The sequence below is a fragment of the Chitinophaga sp. S165 genome, from assembly GCF_003182155.1.
In the GTDB taxonomy this organism is placed as follows: Bacteria; Bacteroidota; Bacteroidia; order Chitinophagales; family Chitinophagaceae; genus Chitinophaga.
This window is the reverse complement of record NZ_QGTG01000001.1, coordinates 361,871-379,259: the sequence shown is the minus strand read 5'-3', so window position 1 is coordinate 379,259 and position 17,389 is coordinate 361,871. Positions and strand designations below refer to the sequence as shown.

Sequence of the window (17,389 nt, the reverse complement as noted above, 5' to 3'; positions counted from 1 at the left end):
TCCCCAAAAAGTCCGGGCGACCGGATTTTTTTGCACGTGACAGATGTTAAATAATTACAATTAATATGGATATAATATATTTTATAAAAGCCCTGCTGAAAAAGAAATGGTGGATCATCATCAGTACCATCATTGCCATTGTTGCCGCCCTGTTTTTTACGCTCGGCAAACCGAGAATGTACGCCTCCGTAACCCAGATAGCAACCGGATTTACCATCAACGACCAGGTGAAACTGAGAGACGAGAATGTTAACATATTTGAAGCAGACGTTAAGTTTGACAACGTGATCGAGATCATCAACTCACCGGTGGTTGTCGGTATGCTGTCTTACGACCTTGCTATTCATGATCTGACAAGTAATAAGCCCTTTGTCCGCCTGGAGGAAAAAGACCTGAATTCTGAGGCTTATAAGGCCGTAGACAGGCAAGCTGCTGTGACCATCCTGCGTAACAAGCTCGATTCCCTGCAGGTACTCTCCTCTTATAATCCTACAGAACGGAATATCCTGACCTTTCTTAAGCTGTACCAGTACGACTACGAATCGATACGCAAAAGGCTGTATGCCTCACGCGTACAGCGCACGGATTACCTTGAGATCGTGAGCATGGCAGAGAACCCCGAACAGGCAGCTTATACCGTTAATACCGCCTACAGGGAGTTCCTCCGCTACTACCGGAGCATGCGTTCAGAGAGATCTGTAGAAAGCGTGGAGTCTTTTGACGAACTGGTGAAACAGAAGAAAGCAGAACTGGACAAAAAAGTGGAAGCGCTTCGTTTATACAAATCATCCGAAGGATTATTGAACGTTGAAGTAGCCAGCGGCAATGAACTGGACCTGATCAAACAGTTTGAAAAAGGACTGGTTGATGAAAGGGCCAACTACAATACGATCAACTCGTCCCTGCAAAGTGTAAACCAACGTCTCGCTGTAGCTAACTCCGGCAAGACCGTTTACACCAACAATAACAGTGAAATAATAGACCTGCGTAAGCAGATCAATGACCTGAATGAAGAGCTGATCCGCAAGGGAGGTAATGACCAGGTAACAAGTACTAAACTGGCGGGACTGCGTGCCCAGATGCAGAAAAAACTCGGCGCCTCTACCACCGGTACACAGACTGCTACTACCAAGGATGCACTGATCCAGGAAAAAGCCAATCTCGAGGCACAGCTGGAAGCATCCAATCTGAACATGAGAGGGCTGCAAGGCCAGATCGCAAAGCTGAAAGGCTCGGTAGGCTCCTATGCCAATAAAGAAGCCACAGTAAGCGGTCTTCAGGCAGAAGTGGATATGGCACAGGAAGAGTATAACAAATTGAAGGAGAAACTGAACGCAGCGCAGGATAACCAGACTACACCTGATGTCAACTTTAAGCAGATCCTTAAAGGACAACCTGCCTTCAAGCCAGAGTCTTCCAAACGTATGATCATCATGGGAATGGCCGGTATTTCCACTTTCCTGCTGACGTCTTTTATCGTACTGTTGCTGGAATTCCTGGACGGGTCACTGAAGTCTCCTTCCGTATTTGAAAAACACCTGGACCTTCGTCTTATCAGCAGTGTTAATCATGCTGATCTGAATAAATACAGTATCCTGGAAGTATTGCAGAAGACTACCATCTCTGACAAACATTCTAAACAACGGCAGAACACATTCCGTGAGTTACTGCGTAAACTGCGGTATGAAGTAGAAACCAGCGGCAAAAAGTCATTCCTCATTACGAGTACTGAGTCAAGGCAGGGTAAAACCACACTGACCCAGGCGCTGGCATATAGTCTGAGCCTCAGTAATAAGAATGTACTCGTGATAGATACGAATTTCTGTAACAATGACCTGACCGTGCAGATGGAAGCGGCGCCGACATTGGAGACGTTCTCTGTTCCCCGGAACGAACTGACGATGGACAAGGTAAAGGACATTGTGACTACCTATCCTGTATCCGGCATTGAAGTGATCGGTTGTAAGGGAGGTGATTATACTCCATCAGAGATCTTACCTAAAAATAATCTTTTAAACTACCTCCCCTTCCTGACTACCTATTACGACTTCATCCTGCTGGAAGGCGCCCCTCTGAATGATTATACTGATAGTAAGGAGCTGGCGCAATATGTAGATGGCGTAATAGCAGTTTTTTCATCCAAGCTGGCATTAACACAGGTAGACCGTGAATCTGCGCAGTTTTTTGAAACTCTTGGTGATAAGTTCGTGGGAGCAGTACTAAATAATGTACAGGAAGAATACCTCGAATTATAACCAAAAGTTACCCAAAAATGCCAGACTTTACATTTAAAGAATTATTTGACTTCAAACCGCCACAAGCCAACCGGCTGGGATGGATAGACTATGCAAAAGGCATAGCTATCATTCTGGTCGTATACAGACATGTGGTATACGGATTAAAAAGCAGCGGCATGGTTGTCAGCCAATGGATCATTGACGGCAATAACATGTTCTACAGCTTCCGTATGCCCCTGTTCTTCCTCCTGTCCGGGTTGTTCTTCGAAAGAAGCATAGCCCGGAAGGGAGAAATGGGCTTTTTTGTTACCCGTGTTAATACATTGTTGTATCCCTACGTGTTATGGGCGTTCATTCAGATCTCCCTGCAAATCATTTTTTCTTCAGTTGTTAACGCCCGCCGCACTGGCGCCGATTATCTGAACATCCTGATACAACCCCGCCATCTTGACCAGTTATGGTATTTATTTGCATTGTTTAATGTCACCTTACTGTATCTGCTGATAGCAAAACTTTTCCGGTACGACAAATTTGCCCAGGTGCTTGTGTCCCTGGCTTTGCTTGCAATAGCCCCTCTTGTGAACAGTATCAGTACACTGTATGATATTGCGCTACACTACATTTTTTTCTGCATCGGCAATCTGACTGCAGGCTATTTCTTTTCAGAGAAAGTACAGGATAAGCTTTCCTCCGCATATGCATTACTCCTGCTGTTGCCTGTGTTTGCATTATGCCAGTACTATTTTCTGTATCATCAGCAGATGAACCTTTTCCTGTATGCAGGCATCGCCCTGGTGGGCAGTCTGTTTACTATAATGCTCGCTTTCCAGCTCTCGAAACACAATGCACTTCCTTTTCTGAGAACGTTCGGGCATTATTCTTTGTACATCTATCTATTGCATGTACCTATTGTAGCGGCGATTAGGTATTTCCTGCTCACCACTATGATGAAACAATATTTAGTAGCGTTGTTACTGCTGCTGATCTTTATCGCCATCTTCTTTTCCATCATCGTTTACAGGATATGTATGCGACTGAGGCTCGGTTTTTTGTTTATGGGACCCTTTAAGGCAAAACCCTATAATCCACAGCAACCGGAGATGGCCACTCAAAAAACACATGTGTAATGCCTGTAAAAAAGAAATATACACCTGGTATCAGTAAATCATTTCATCAGACTATGCTGCTTCTTTTTGTAGCACTGACAATGATTTTATTGTTTATGAAGATCATGTTTTTTTAAAGTATTCAGATTATTATGTACAGTCAACAGGCTAAGAGAAACATCGTAATATTCCTGTTCATCCTGCTTTGGGTGATAGCGGTACCTGCTATTGCCTACGTATCGTCTTTAGACGCCAAGTTCAGTATGGTAGTGTTTGGCGGCATCATTGGACTTGCGCTGGCCGTGATCAGCGCAATAAACTTCCGTACCGGCTATTATATCTATATCGCGGTGTCTATGTGCGTGCATGTACCCGAAAGGATGGCTAAAACTACAATTCCTGTCGGTGTTGTGATGGACCTCTTCCTGGTACTCATGCTTGCGGGCGCCATCTTTGATAAGAAAAGCAAGGAGAGGTCAAATGTAAACTATTACAAGGACCCACTATTATTGATCTTGTACCTGTACACAGCCTACCTGCTGATACAGTTCTTTAACCCTAATATGTTTTCCATCCAGGGATGGTTCATATTTATCAGGGTATACATCCGCAACTTTATTTTCCTGTTTATTACTATCAAGGTGATGAGCAGCTGGACGGAGATATATAAATTCTTCAGGTTCTGGCTGATACTTTCAACTGCCGCAGCGCTGTATGGTTGTTTGCAACAGGCGGTTGGGCTACTGCCCTTTGAAAGGGCATATATTGCTATGAACCCTGACAAGTTCAAGACAGTAATGATACAGGGCCGTGCGAGGATCTTCTCGTTTATGGCCGATCCTGCGGCATTTGGCGTATTAATGGCTTGCGGTGCGATCATTGCTACCGTATTGCTCACCGCCAGTCAGAAAGTGGTGAGTTTCCCAAAGAAATTATTGCTGCTTTTTATCATAGTGGTCCATTTGCTGGCGCTCGGTTTCTCAGGTACCCGTACCGCTTATGTGATGCTACCTGTAGGATTGTTATTATTCTTCCTGGTAAACCTGCATAACAGGAACACGCTGATCGCCGCTGCTCTTTTCACCTTCGGTATGCTGGCTATCCTGTTCGGTCCTTTTTACAGCAGCCCGACCATCATCCGCTTCCGTACAGCCTTTATGGGTAGTCAGGATGAGTCTCTCAGTCTGCGCGACGTAAACAGACATGGCATACAACCCTACATGTACACCCATCCTATCGGCGGTGGCGTAATGACGGTGGGAAATGACGGTGTGACCTACAATCCCGGTCACCGGCTTGCCGGGTTGCAGCCCGATAGCGGCTACCTGCGTGCTGTGCTGGAACTGGGGTGGATAGGATTGATCATCGTATGCATATACACTTATATGGGTATTCATTACGCTGTAAAGAACTATTTCAGCGAAGAAGACGAACTGCATAAGCTGCTGCTGATAGGCATCGCAGCTGTAATGTATGCAATACTGGTAGCGCAATATGCGCAGGAGGCGGCAGGGCTTGTGGAATCATCTATTTTCCTGAACGCTCTTTTAGGCATCACAATCAGAACACGGTATAATCTTTCAACATCTAAATAACAAAGTATGAAAAAGGGACTTTTCCTCATTATTGGCCTGATCGGTTGTCTGCTTGCGCAAGCACAGAAGAAAGAGACGAGCCTTTATATCCCTCTCACCGATTCACCCGAAGTAACACAGCTGAAAGCAGTATTGGTAGAACTTGCTATGCAAAACCCCTCATTAAAGGTGTACGACAACAAGGCAAAAATTGCCAGGTATCAGACGAACAAAGCTATGGCCGGATGGGCTAACATGTTCCAGGCGTCAGGTAACCTGAACGAATACACTTTAAAAAACAACAGTAACAACGCGACCTTCTTTCCCAGGTACAACTTTTCACTGACAGTACCTCTTGGTAGTTTCATTTCTATCCCCAACGATGTGAAGATTGCCAAAACGGAGAAGAAAGTGATCATTAATATGAAGGAGGATGAACAGCGGAAACTGAAGGCAGACGTACTGAATGCCTACGAGCTGTATGCTGCCAATAAAAAGATGATGGAACTGGAAGTGCCGTTGCTGGAAGACGTTTACAACCATTACAAACAGACAGAAGAGAAATTCTCCAGCGGCGACAAAGAAGTGTCTGTAGAAACCCTGAATATCGCCTACAGAAGCTATAATGAGGAAATGGTGAGAAAGGTGATGCTGGAAAGGGATATCAGACAAGCGAAGATCGAACTGGAGAAATTGATTGGTATCAGCTTTGAAGAAGCTGTACTGCAATCACAGGCGCGCACCTTTAACAAATAGTGTAATCACCGGATAATGAGATATTACTTTCAAAGGAACTACCCGGTTATGGCCACCTTACTGCTACTGACAGTATTGCTGGTCATAGCCTGCCGGCAGATACTGTCGCAGACGGGTGGCTATTTCTGTTACCCACTGGATGATACCTTCATTCACCTGTCCATTGCGAAGAACTTCGCAATGCATGGTGTATGGGGTATCAATGCGCAGGAATTCAGCGCAGCCAGCTCCTCCCCTTTGTATACTCTTATACTGGCCACATTCCTCAAAGCGGGCATCAACACGATATGGATGCCCTTTTACATCAATGTGTGCTTTGCATTCCTGTTGGTAGTGATGACTGATAAACTCTTACAGCGTTTCAGTCTGCCCGCTTCCATCAGGTGTATTACGTTGCTTTCACTTGTCATACTGGTGCCGGTACCGGTGATGGTAGCAAGTGGTATGGAGCATATGCTGCATGCTTTCCTGGCCATGTGGATGTTATATTTGTCTGTCTCTTTTCTGACGCCGGACAATACCACCCGCAACCAGGTCTTACTACTATCGCTGGTGTCCGGACTGGCTATCCTGGCCCGTTTCGAATCATTATTCCTGCTGGCGGGCGTTGTAGTGGCAGGAATCTATAACAGGCGATGGGCGCAAACAGGTGTGTTGCTGGTATTGTCGCTCGTACCTCTGATCATATTCGGATGTATATCCGTACAACATGGCGGTTATTTCCTGCCCAACTCGGTATTGCTGAAAGCAAGCAAACTGGCGGGTGGACCGTCACAACTCATGAGCAGCCTACAGGAAATTGTCGTCTATAAGTTGTTATACGGCAACAATACAATGGTCAACATCTTCACCAACAAATATTATCCGGAGGGGTCTTCTTCTCTTTCCGGTACTACCGTGGTGAGGTTGCTGCTGATCATTCCTACGCTGATCATATTATTGAGGCCGGGCAATGATAATGTCAATACTATCAGTAAAGTAAAACAGCTTGCATGTATACCGCTGATCAACACCTTCCTGCATATGGCGCTGGCCGCAGTCGGATGGCTGTTCAGGTATGAAGCCTATCTGCTGGCGCTCGATACAGCGGTTATAGCAATACTCCTGTATTACTATTTTCATCAGCTGGTAGCGAGTAGACGACACTATTCCCTGCTGGAAAAATGTGCAGCGGCCTTCCTGTTGCTCTTTGTGTTTGCGCCATTACCATTGAGGGCATTGGGCGCATTTCACAACCTGCCAGGCGCCGCGCGTAACATTTACGAGCAACAATACCAGATGGGCCGCTTCCTGCAAACCGGTTACCAGCATACAGCAGTGGCGGCAAATGATGTAGGCGCGATCAGTTACTTATCTGACAACAGGATACTAGACCTGTGGGGACTAGGCAATAATACTGTGGCGGCGGGAAAGCTGCATGGACAGTACTCGCCCCAGTTCCTGCAAAAGTTCACGGGTCAGGAAAATGTAAAGATCGCAGTGGTGTATGATACATGGTTTGACAGCACGCTGCTGCAGCAATGGAAGAAAGTCGCATCCTGGAAGATCTCCAACAATGTGATCTGTGGTGGTGATGAAGTGTTCTTTTATGCGGTGGACCCCGCGGAGGCGACAACCCTCTATAATAAACTGACGGCATACAAACCATTGTTGCCGCCGGGAGTAGTGGTCACTTATTATCCCATTCATCTGTAATGCAAACACAGCCCAACTATATAAAGAGCCTGGATGGCGTACGCGCCATTGCAATATTGCTGGTAATGGCATTTCATTTCGGCATCATCCGATTTGGCTGGATGGGTGTACAGCTTTTCTTTGTACTCTCCGGTTTTCTGATCAGCAGCATATTGCTGAAAGAAAAGGAAAAGCCATCCCCGCTGAAGGAACGCCTTAAGAAATTCTGGATCAGAAGAAGCCTGCGCATCTTTCCGCTCTACTACATTTACCTCACCGTGTTTGTAGTCATATGTTTATTTACGGCATTTCCACCGGGTTATTTCAGGGATCTGCCCTATTTATACTCCTATACCTTTAACCTCACCAGGATCGCTAATTCGTGGCATGAAAGCCCTGTATACACGCATTTCTGGTCGCTCTGTGTCGAGGAACAGTTTTACCTGTTCTTCCCCTTCATTATTTTCCTGCTTTCCAGGCGTTCGCTTCGCGGCTTACTGGTGGCAGTACTGATAGCCGGCCCTCTTTTCCGCTGGTCTTTCGGTAATTACCTGGCGCAAAACGGTAAAACGTCATTCGAGGTGTTTGATGTGATCTATTGGTTCCCGCTCAGTCATCTGGACGCTTTCTTTACGGGAACAGCCATCCCTTTACTGGGGTTGAAAGACCGCATCAAACGTCCGGAGTGGTTGTTCGCGCTGGGTTGTATACTGGCTTTCGGCGCTGGTATTGTCAATTACTTTTTTGAAAGTCATGGTCATTCGCTGCCTACTTCCATGGGGTACAACTTTGGAGATGTGAACAGTTATCAGCATGTATGGTATTACACGGTGCTCAACCTGTTCACTGCCTCACTACTGCTCTTGCTAGTATCTTCTTACAGCAGCGTACCGGGTAATTTCGTAAAGAAAATGCTGGAGAACAATGTCCTGGTAGCTATCGGCAAGGTTTCTTACGGTATGTACATTTTGCATTGGATCATACAAACGCAGCTGGTAGAAAGATGGATCACCGTCAGCGAAAGCAACAAATACTGGTTATTCCTGATAGATGTTCCGGTAGTATATGTTTTCGCACTACTCAGCTTTAATTTTATTGAACAACGATTTATTCAACTTAAAGATAAGTTCACGACCGGCAACACACCGGTCAAAAAAGCCACTACACTCAGCACAAAAAACTAAATGATGAAAAAAGTATTATTACTTGCCTTGCTGACTATCCCGGCAATGGCAGGCGCTCCAGGTTTCATTGGAGGCTTCAGGCAAATAATTGTCCCGACCGATGAATGGCACAAGGTTCCAGCTTTACTACACGTGCCGCAAGGCAGTCCTAAAGAAAAGTTTCCCTTGATCGTTTGTTTTCACGGCAAAAGCATCGCCGGTCACGACATCTCAAAATTATACAGGGAAGGCATTCCCCGTCAGATCAAAGAAGGCCGGAAGATCGAGGCCATCAACAAGGCTGATGGTAAACTCTACAAGTTTATGGTGTTAGCTCCCCTGGCGGAAAGCTGGGGTATTAATCCGCCACAGCTCGAATTTATCCTGAATGATATCCTGAAGAAATATCCTGTGGATTCTTCACGTATCTATCTGACAGGTTACAGTGCAGGCGGATGGTGTACGCTGATGTCGATGACCGACAGTAAACATCTTACCTCCCGTATCGCAGCTACTGTTCCTATGTCGCCAGCGCCCATGTACCCGGAAAATTACGGCCGGTTTAAACTGGTGACCGATGCAGGCGTTCATGCATGGTACTTTGCCGGCACTGCAGAGCCTCAATTCCTTGAGAACAGCCTCCGCTGCATAGATAGTACCAATCACTATCAGAAAGGGCTTGTAAAGCTCACAAAACACGGGAAAGCACATACCGGCTGGCATGAGTTCTACGACCCTGCCTACAGGGACAGTACAGACAATCTGAGCATTTATGAATGGATGCTTCAATACAAAAGAAAAAAATGAACCGGAGAAAAGCTATCGGCAGCTTGTTCCTGCTGGCCGGCGCCGGTGCGGCAGCCTGGTCGGGCATCAGGCTGCGCAGGCTTTACAGCACGCCTGAACTGGAAAAGCTAAAGGCTCACCAGGCGCTGATCACCGAGCTTGCGGAAACCATCATACCTGCTACAGATACACCTGGTGCTAAAGCAGCAGGTGTCAGCCCGTTTATTATCAGGATGATCGAGGACTGTACCCCTAAAAAGGAACAGAACCGTTTCATTATGGGACTTGACGAAGTCGAAGCCTATGCCAGCCAACATTATGGCCGTTCCTTCGTACGCTGTACCATTGAACAGCGTGAGGCTATTGCCGGCCACTTCGAAAGGCGGGACCGCCCTTATAAAGGCATCGCCGGAAAGATCTCTCACAAAGTTCTGGGAGATTCCTTCTTTGTGATCATGAAAAAGTATACCGTAATTGGTTACTGTACATCCATGGAAGGCGCTACGCGCGGTCTTGCCTTTGACTATGTTCCGGGACATTACGCGGGTGCTGTAAGATTGAAACCCGGGCAGAAGGCCTGGGCAACAGAATAACTTAAGACAGGTCATTACAGCGCTGCCGCCGGAGGGTTTGCAGCCTAACCAGTAATCCTTGTAGAAAATCATGAATCTGAACATAAAAAGTGCTCAGCAACGCACTTATGATGCCATTGTTATCGGCTCTGGCATCAGCGGCGGCTGGGCAGCCAAAGAATTGTGCGAAAAGGGACTGAAGACATTGGTATTGGAAAGAGGGCGTAACGTGGAGCATGTCAAAGACTATGTTACCACGCTTAAAACACCCTGGGAATTCGCTCATGGCGGATTAAACACAGAAAAGGACTTTGCAGAAGATCCTGTCCAGAGTGCTGAATACAATGAAGGTAATAAGCATTTCTTTGTACGGGATAAAGAGCATCCATATATTCAGGAAAAACCCTTCCACTGGGTCAGAGGATACCAGGTAGGCGGTCGTTCCCTTACGTGGGGACGTCAGAGTTACCGCCTCAGTGATCTCGATTTTGAGGCCAACGGAAAAGATGGTCACGGTGTGGACTGGCCTATCCGTTATAAAGACCTGGCGCCCTGGTACAGCTATGTTGAACAGTTTGCAGGTATCAGCGGACAACCGGAAGGACTCCCACAATTACCTGATGGAGAGTTTCTCCCTCCTATGGAAATGAACATATTGGAAAAACATTTCCGTGAACAGGTGAAGCAACGCTTTGACGGACGATGTGTTACCATAGGCAGGGTTGCTAATCTGACACGCGGCTGGCGTGGACGTACACCCTGTCAGTACCGTAATCTCTGTAGCCGCGGATGCCCGTATGGCGGTTATTTCAGCAGTAACGCCGCTACACTGCCGGCTGCTGCTGCAACCGGAAATATGACACTACGGCCTTTCTCCATCGTATCAGAGATCCTGTATGACAAAGAGAAAGGAAAGGCCACCGGTGTTCGTGTAATTGATGCGGAAACACATGAAGTGACCGACTTCTATGCGAAGATCGTTTTCCTGAACGCTTCTACCATCGGTTCTGCTTTTGTATTACTCCACTCCACTTCGGACGCTTTTCCTCAGGGATTAGGTAACTCGAACGACCTCGTTGGAAGACATCTCATGGACCATCATTTTAAGGTAGGCGCTATGGGCGATTATCATGGCATGGAAGACTGGTACTATGAAGGCAGAAGGCCTACAGGGATATATATTCCCCGCTTCCGGAACCTGGGCGATGCTGCTTCCAGGCAAGATTATGTCCGTGGCTTCGGCTATCAGGGATACGCCGAACGTGAAGGTTGGATGTATACCGGGTTAACAGAAGACGGCTTTGGTAAATCATTCAAAGAAAAACTGTTGCGTCCCGGCAAATGGGCATTCTGGCTGGGTGCATGGGGAGAGACCCTTCCCTATGCCGATAACAGGGTAACGCTGGATCCAACGCAAAAAGATAAATGGGGACTGCCATTGGCTAAAGTGGCATTCTCGATCCGTGATAATGAAAAGACCATGCGCAAGGATATGCAGCATAGCGCCGCAGAGATGCTGGAGAAAAGCGGTTTCTCAAACGTATCGGGCTTTGACTATAATTATGTCGGAGGAGAATGTGTGCATGAAATGGGAACTGCCCGTATGGGAAGTGATCCTAAAACTTCTGTACTGAATGGTAATAATCAGCTGCATGAAGTGAAGAACGTATTTATTACTGACGGTAGTTCTATGACATCGTCAGCCTGTCAGAACCCGTCGCTGACATATATGGCGCTAACAGCGAGGGCTTGCGATTTCGCTGTCGGAGAACTGAAGAAAGGGAACCTTTGAGCTTTTATTGATAAACCGCCCACAAGCAAAGAAGCCGTCCCGCAATGGGGCGGTTTTCTTTTTTATTTGCCAATATCTTCATTCCAAAGCTCCGGATGTTGTTGAATGAACTGTTGCATGATCTCAATGCATTGCTCATTGTTTTCCACGATCACTTCGAGATTGTACGCTTTCAACAGATCTTCTGCTCCCATGAATGTCTTGTTCTCTCCGATGACGACCTTTTGTATGCCATATAGCAATATTGCGCCGGTACACATATGACAGGGAGACAACGTTGTATACAGGGTACACTCCTTATAGACTTCAGCTGAAAGCCGGCCGACATTTTCGAGTGCATCCATTTCCCCATGGAGGATTACACTGCCTTTCTGCACTCTTTGGTTATGTCCACGCCCGATGATATTGCCATTGTGGACCAGGACAGACCCGATAGGGATTCCGCCTTCTTCAAGACCCATTAATGCTTCGTATATGGCAACTGACATAAAATTATTCGTCATCTGAGATAGTGTTTAGGAGAACCGGGGATATTTTACTGATTCTAAGATACTTAATAATTCGGTTCGCTGACAACGCACCGGCCTTTGAGGTCCATACATGCAAGATGTATGCAAGTCAGTAAACTATCAATACCCGCTTATATACCGCTTAGATACCGCTCATCCTACGTTAATCCTACGTTCATGAACGTAAGATCAACGTAGGATGAGCGGTATCTAAGCGGTATATAAGCGGTATCTGTATGCAACTCATATGCCCAGATACCAGATATAACAAAAAAAACCGCCTCATTATTCATGAGACGGTCCTTTTAATTATTTACAGCGGATGTGATTACAATCCGAATGCTGATTTTACTTTTTCAACGTAGTCCAGTTTCTCCCAGGTAAACAATTCCACTTCCACTTTCTTCTCGTTCTTTTTACCCTTGTTGAACACTTTGGTAACTACTTTGCTGTCGCGGCCCATGTGGCCATAAGCAGCAGTATCGCTATAGATAGGGTTACGCAGTTTCAGACGTTGTTCGATAGCGTAAGGACGCAGGTCGAAGATCTGTTCCACTTTCTTTGCAATCTCACCATCGGTCAGTTTAACTTTAGCAGTACCGCGGGTGTCGATGAACAGGCCACAAGGTTTGGCTACACCGATTGCGTAAGATACCTGTACCAGTGCTTCATCGCAAAGACCGGCAGCTACCAGGTTCTTAGCAATGTGACGGGTAGCATAAGCTGCAGAACGGTCTACTTTAGAAGGATCTTTACCGGAGAATGCACCACCACCGTGAGCGCCTTTACCACCATAAGTATCAACGATGATCTTACGGCCTGTTAAGCCGGTATCACCATGAGGACCACCGATCACAAATTTACCGGTCGGGTTGATATGGTAGGTGATCTGGTCATTGAACAGTGACTGTAACTCAGGTTTCAGCTGTGCCTTCACACGCGGGATCAGAATCTTGATCATGTCCTCTTTGATCTTACCCAGCATTTTCTCCTCACTGTCGAAATCATCATGCTGTGTAGAGATAACGATAGTGTCAATACGAACAGGTCTGTTATCGTCAGAATATTCAATCGTTACCTGTGACTTAGCGTCAGGACGCAGGTAAGAGATCTCTTTATTTTCGCGGCGGATAGCAGCCAGCTCGATCAGCAGTTTGTGAGCGAGGTCCAGTGCCAGCGGCATATAGTTTTCAGTTTCACGGGTAGCGTAACCGAACATCATACCCTGGTCGCCGGCGCCCTGTTCTTCAGGGTTCTTACGCTCAACACCCTGGTTGATATCAGGAGATTGTTCGTGGATCGCAGAGAAGATACCGCAGGAGTTAGCCTCGAACATGTATTCGCTCTTTGTATAGCCTATCTTACGGATTACCTCGCGAGCAATTTCCTGCACATCCAGGTAAGCTTCAGACTTTACTTCACCAGCCAATACCACCTGACCGGTTGTTACCAGCGTTTCACATGCCACCTTTGATGTAGTATCATAAGCAAGGAAATGATCAATCAGCGCATCGGAAATCTGATCGGCCACTTTATCCGGATGGCCTTCGGAAACTGATTCTGAGGTAAATAAATAAGGCATAAAATAATTGAATTTCGGCTTTTAGATAAGTATTGATTTAGTACAATTTACCAACTTTTTGCATTTTGGTGGTATGCCTCATGGTAAACCGCGGCAAAAATAGGAAAATAGTTTGAGAATGAGCTTTTCAGAGAATAAAAAAAGCCCCGTTTGGAACGGGGCTTTTTCTGAAGGAAAAATTATTTTCCAAGTAGCTGGTTGTACAACTGCAGATAATCTGCCAGATCTTCATTTTCCTTTTTGTAAGGGAGAATGATCTTGCCTTTTTCCGCCTTGAGCTCATCCACTACTTTCTTTTCTGTCTTTTCACCGGCCAGTATCACAGCGTCGGCATATTTACCGGCTCCTCTGTTCAGGGCACTATTAGTACCCTCTTTGTATAGTTCCAGATCTTTTTCTTTGATCTGGGTACTGATGGTTGCTTTCTTCACAAAGCCGGCGCCGAGTTTCTCTTTAAAAGAGTTTGGCTCCATGGAATAAACCACTTTGGAATGGGCAAATACCGGTTCTTTCTTGTAAGCAGTCTTCAGATATAAAGGAATCAGTGAAGTCATCCATCCACTACAGTGAATAATGTCAGGCGGCCAGCCAAACTTCTTTACTGTTTCCAATGCTCCTTTACAGAAGAATACCGCACGGGCTGCATTATCGTCATAGAACTGCTCGTTTTCGTCCGTGAACAAAGTCTTACGCTTGAAGTAATCTTCATTGTCCAGGAAGTAAACCTGCAAACGGGCGTTTGGCAATGATGCCACCTTGATAATCAACGGATAATCGTCACCTTCTATTACAATGTTAATGCCAGACAGTCTTACCACCTCGTGTAACCGGTGCCTTCTCTCGTTGATAATGCCAAACCGGGGCATGATCACCCGCACTTCCAGCCCGGACTCATTGGACTTAATTGCCATTTTATTGACCATGTTCGCATACTCTGTTAGTTCCAGATAAGGCGACATTTCCTGAGCAATAAAAAGAATTCGTTTCTTTGTGGACATCTAATGCTGATATTAATGCAGTAATTTTAAATTTGGTTTGCAAAATTACGGATTTTTAACGGAAGAAAAGACAAATTGGCACTTTTAACATCCTTTTAAGCAATAAATTATGTATCTGTTCAAGCGGAAAGACGATCTCGAAAGGCATTTATCAATAGCACGGAAAGAGGGTAAACGTATTGGTTTTGTGCCTACTATGGGCGCATTACATCAGGGCCATCTGTCCCTTATTTCGGCTGCAAAAGAAAACACGGACCTTGTCGTATGCAGCATATTTGTCAATCCAACTCAGTTTAATGATCCGGCAGATTTTGAGAAATACCCTATTACCATCGATCAGGACATCCTTCAGCTGACTGCCACCGGAACGGATGTACTATTCCTGCCATCTGTACAGGAAATGTACCCTAATGGCCTGGCTCCTGAAATGCACTATGACTTTGGTCCGCTGGAAACCGTACTTGAGGGCGCACACCGTCCCGGTCACTTCCAGGGCGTAGGCCAGGTAGTACATAAGCTATTAAACCTCGTGCGACCCGATAAACTCTTCATGGGACAAAAGGATTTCCAGCAGTGCCTGATTATCAATCGCTTGATAAAGATACTGAATTTGGGCGTTGAACTCGTTATCTGTCCTACCCTGCGCGAACAGGACGGTTTAGCGATGAGCAGCCGTAACCTGCGCCTTAATCCCACAGAAAGACAGAACGCACTTCATATTTCCCGGGCATTATATTATATAAAAGACAATCTGACAAAAGGTTCGCTGAAAGAAATAACAGGCGATGCCATTAATGAGCTGAAAGGCAAGGGGTTCGATGTAGATTACCTGGACATGGTTTCTATATTGCCTGACGGAAATGTAGACTTCCCCGCTACTCCGGGTAAAGAGCCGCTTTTCGCCGTGGTCGCCGCCAGGGAGATCAGCAGTAATGTCAGGCTGATAGACAACATGCGGGTTAACTGATCTGCCTGAAGTATTACGGCAGACAGCCACTTACCAGCGGAGCACGCTAATTGCGCCGGAACACTGTATTATATTTTTTCCCTAATTTTGCCATACACCAGACCCACGACAGTGGGATATTTTTTATCATGCACATTGAAGTACTGAAAAGTAAAATCCACCGCGCAGTTATCACTGAAGCAAACTTACAATACGTAGGAAGCATTACTATTGATGAAGACCTGATGGATGCTGCTAACCTCATCGAATACGAAAAAGTACAGGTAGTAAACGTTAACAACGGACACCGTCTGGAAACCTATATCATCAAAGGGAAACGCGGTTCAGGCGTTATTTGTATGAATGGCCCTGCTGCCCGCCTTTGTGCGGTTGGCGATATTGTAATTATTATCTCTTACGCATCTATGGAATTTGAGGAAGCCAAAAAACACACTCCTATTGCCATATTCCCGAAAGAAAACAATAAATTGTAACTGCTGATCCCAAAAGACTATTACTATGCCCAAATTTTTGAAGTTTATCTGCTTTTTAGCCATTGGGCTAGGATTAGTTTGGTTAGTTACACATAATCTTACGGATAAGGAGAAGGATGACATTTTTAATTCCCTGGAGCACGCCAATTACTGGCTGCTGATCCCTGTTATCATAGTCGGTATTGCCAGTCACTGGTACCGGGCTGTCCGCTGGAAGCTAATTATGGAACCTATGGGCTATCACCCTAGTACACTAAATACCTTCTTTGCAGTTATGGTGGGTTACCTGGCCAATCTGGCCGTACCCCGTCTGGGTGAAGTGACCCGTTGCGGTATCGTGGCGCGATATGAAAAGATACCGGTAGATAAACTGGTAGGTACTATGATCGCGGAACGCGCTGTTGATATGCTGCTCCTGCTCATACTGATGGTGATCACCGTTGTGATTCAGATAGACGTTATCGGTGGACTGTTCATTGCCGAGATCTGGCATCCCATCGAGAATAAACTGGGTGGCGCAGGCAGCTCACGTTCACTGATCATCGCAGGCGCTGTTATCATACTTATACTGATCTCATATATCGGCTTCCGTCTCATTTCCCGTTCCAAAATAGGTATCAAGATCCGTGCGCTGGCTCACGGCGTATGGGATGGTATCCGCTCCATCGGTCAGATGGAAAAGAAAGGCTGGTTTATCTTCTACTCCATCCTCATATGGGCTATGTATTTTGCTATGATGTACCTGGGCTTTTACTGTATGGAAGAAACCCGTTACCTGGGCCTGAAAGCAGCCCTCGCAGTGCTCATCATCGGTAGTGTAGGGATGATCGTAACGCCCGGCGGTACCGGTGCTTACCAGTTCCTGGTACAAAGGACCCTGATGGTATACGGAGTGCTGGATACAACCGCCTATGCTTTCGGATGGATCGTATGGTCGGCCCAAACCCTTCTGGTACTGGTTGTTGGCGTGGCAAGCCTTATTGCATTACCCCTGTTAAATAAAGAGCGCGTAAAGGCGCCTGCTACAGATGCCGGACAAACCGTCTGATACAGCTGTAATTACCTTCTGATCATCTGCAATAAATGATTTGTACAAGTATATCTAATAAATATACCATAGATTGTTATCTGTAAACCGTTCGGTATCACCTTATATTTGCTTACCTTTAAGAACACGCATCAGAAATTTAACATAAGATG

General features: G+C 46.0%; 15 protein-coding genes. 12 read left to right on the top strand and 3 right to left on the bottom strand.

Translation table 11 applies throughout. The annotated features are described in order from the left end of the window. The first annotated feature begins 65 nt into the window (after positions 1-65). The 9 genes from C7475_RS01450 (at position 66) to C7475_RS01410 (ending at position 11,660) form a co-directional block, all read left to right on the top strand. Entirely contained in the window at positions 66-2,255 is a 2,190-nt protein-coding gene (locus C7475_RS01450) for an exopolysaccharide transport family protein (protein ID WP_110050278.1), read from the top strand. Between the two features lie 17 nt (positions 2,256-2,272). Next, the gene (locus C7475_RS01445; protein ID WP_110050276.1) at positions 2,273-3,364 is read left to right on the top strand and encodes an acyltransferase; all 1,092 of its coding nucleotides are present in this window, start codon (positions 2,273-2,275) and stop codon (positions 3,362-3,364) included. Positions 3,365-3,495: 131 nt separating this feature from the next. Continuing rightward, positions 3,496-4,938, top strand: coding sequence for an O-antigen ligase (locus C7475_RS01440; protein ID WP_110050274.1), 1,443 nt, complete (start codon positions 3,496-3,498; stop codon positions 4,936-4,938). Positions 4,939-4,944: 6 nt separating this feature from the next. Continuing rightward, entirely contained in the window at positions 4,945-5,673 is a 729-nt protein-coding gene (locus tag C7475_RS01435) for a TolC family protein (RefSeq protein WP_110050272.1), read from the top strand. A gap of 15 nt (positions 5,674-5,688) precedes the next feature. After that, positions 5,689-7,368, top strand: a complete 1,680-nt coding sequence (locus C7475_RS01430; RefSeq protein ID WP_146217435.1) for a hypothetical protein — start codon at positions 5,689-5,691, stop codon at positions 7,366-7,368. Beyond that, on the top strand, positions 7,368-8,531 hold the full coding sequence (locus C7475_RS01425; protein ID WP_110050267.1) for an acyltransferase: 1,164 nt from the start codon (positions 7,368-7,370) through the stop codon (positions 8,529-8,531). The genes C7475_RS01430 and C7475_RS01425 overlap by 1 nt, the downstream gene beginning before the upstream one ends. A gap of 3 nt (positions 8,532-8,534) precedes the next feature. Continuing rightward, positions 8,535-9,317 carry a hypothetical protein gene (locus C7475_RS01420; protein WP_146217434.1) on the top strand — a complete coding sequence of 261 codons (783 nt, stop codon included), beginning with the start codon at positions 8,535-8,537 and terminating at the stop codon, positions 9,315-9,317. Continuing rightward, positions 9,314-9,889, top strand: coding sequence for a gluconate 2-dehydrogenase subunit 3 family protein (locus C7475_RS01415; RefSeq protein ID WP_158286382.1), 576 nt, complete (start codon positions 9,314-9,316; stop codon positions 9,887-9,889). The genes C7475_RS01420 and C7475_RS01415 overlap by 4 nt, the downstream gene beginning before the upstream one ends. A 70-nt stretch (positions 9,890-9,959) precedes the next feature. Beyond that, positions 9,960-11,660 (top strand): GMC oxidoreductase, encoded by a 1,701-nt coding sequence (locus C7475_RS01410; RefSeq protein WP_199236157.1) that lies wholly within the window; start codon positions 9,960-9,962, stop codon positions 11,658-11,660. A 62-nt stretch (positions 11,661-11,722) separates the two neighbouring features. Here C7475_RS01410 and C7475_RS01405 read toward each other — a convergent pair whose 3' ends face one another. The 3 genes from C7475_RS01405 to C7475_RS01395 form a co-directional block, all read right to left on the bottom strand. Beyond that, positions 11,723-12,163 carry a nucleoside deaminase gene (locus C7475_RS01405; protein ID WP_110050257.1) on the bottom strand — a complete coding sequence of 147 codons (441 nt, stop codon included), beginning with the start codon at positions 12,161-12,163 and terminating at the stop codon, positions 11,723-11,725. Between the two features lie 334 nt (positions 12,164-12,497). Then, entirely contained in the window at positions 12,498-13,751 is a 1,254-nt protein-coding gene (gene metK, locus C7475_RS01400; RefSeq protein ID WP_110050255.1) for a methionine adenosyltransferase, read from the bottom strand. A 179-nt stretch (positions 13,752-13,930) separates the two neighbouring features. After that, positions 13,931-14,749 carry a glycogen/starch synthase gene (locus tag C7475_RS01395; RefSeq protein WP_110050253.1) on the bottom strand — a complete coding sequence of 273 codons (819 nt, stop codon included), beginning with the start codon at positions 14,747-14,749 and terminating at the stop codon, positions 13,931-13,933. Between the two features lie 109 nt (positions 14,750-14,858). Here C7475_RS01395 and panC point away from each other — a divergent pair, with 109 nt between their 5' ends. The 3 genes from panC (at position 14,859) to C7475_RS01380 (ending at position 17,237) form a co-directional block, all read left to right on the top strand. Then, on the top strand, positions 14,859-15,716 hold the full coding sequence (gene panC / locus C7475_RS01390) for a pantoate--beta-alanine ligase (protein WP_110050251.1): 858 nt from the start codon (positions 14,859-14,861) through the stop codon (positions 15,714-15,716). Between the two features lie 128 nt (positions 15,717-15,844). Further along, positions 15,845-16,189, top strand: coding sequence for an aspartate 1-decarboxylase (gene panD, locus C7475_RS01385; protein ID WP_110050249.1), 345 nt, complete (start codon positions 15,845-15,847; stop codon positions 16,187-16,189). Positions 16,190-16,214: 25 nt separating this feature from the next. Continuing rightward, positions 16,215-17,237: a lysylphosphatidylglycerol synthase transmembrane domain-containing protein gene (locus tag C7475_RS01380; RefSeq protein ID WP_110050247.1), complete on the top strand. Its 1,023-nt coding sequence runs from the start codon at positions 16,215-16,217 to the stop codon at positions 17,235-17,237. Positions 17,238-17,389: the final 152 nt, after the last annotated feature.

Bases quoted from the DNA above. Each gene is read 5' to 3' on its own strand.
- C7475_RS01450 (WP_110050278.1), top strand. From the start codon at position 66: ATGGATATAATATATTTTATAAAAGCCCTGCTGAAAAAGAAATGGTGG.
- C7475_RS01445 (WP_110050276.1), top strand. From the start codon at position 2,273: ATGCCAGACTTTACATTTAAAGAATTATTTGACTTCAAACCGCCACAA.
- C7475_RS01440 (WP_110050274.1), top strand. From the start codon at position 3,496: ATGTACAGTCAACAGGCTAAGAGAAACATCGTAATATTCCTGTTCATC.
- C7475_RS01435 (WP_110050272.1), top strand. From the start codon at position 4,945: ATGAAAAAGGGACTTTTCCTCATTATTGGCCTGATCGGTTGTCTGCTT.
- C7475_RS01430 (WP_146217435.1), top strand. From the start codon at position 5,689: ATGAGATATTACTTTCAAAGGAACTACCCGGTTATGGCCACCTTACTG.
- C7475_RS01425 (WP_110050267.1), top strand. From the start codon at position 7,368: ATGCAAACACAGCCCAACTATATAAAGAGCCTGGATGGCGTACGCGCC.
- C7475_RS01420 (WP_146217434.1), top strand. From the start codon at position 8,535: ATGAAAAAAGTATTATTACTTGCCTTGCTGACTATCCCGGCAATGGCA.
- C7475_RS01415 (WP_158286382.1), top strand. From the start codon at position 9,314: ATGAACCGGAGAAAAGCTATCGGCAGCTTGTTCCTGCTGGCCGGCGCC.
- C7475_RS01410 (WP_199236157.1), top strand. From the start codon at position 9,960: ATGAATCTGAACATAAAAAGTGCTCAGCAACGCACTTATGATGCCATT.
- C7475_RS01405 (WP_110050257.1), bottom strand. From the start codon at position 12,163: ATGACGAATAATTTTATGTCAGTTGCCATATACGAAGCATTAATGGGT.
- metK (WP_110050255.1), bottom strand. From the start codon at position 13,751: ATGCCTTATTTATTTACCTCAGAATCAGTTTCCGAAGGCCATCCGGAT.
- C7475_RS01395 (WP_110050253.1), bottom strand. From the start codon at position 14,749: ATGTCCACAAAGAAACGAATTCTTTTTATTGCTCAGGAAATGTCGCCT.
- panC (WP_110050251.1), top strand. From the start codon at position 14,859: ATGTATCTGTTCAAGCGGAAAGACGATCTCGAAAGGCATTTATCAATA.
- panD (WP_110050249.1), top strand. From the start codon at position 15,845: ATGCACATTGAAGTACTGAAAAGTAAAATCCACCGCGCAGTTATCACT.
- C7475_RS01380 (WP_110050247.1), top strand. From the start codon at position 16,215: ATGCCCAAATTTTTGAAGTTTATCTGCTTTTTAGCCATTGGGCTAGGA.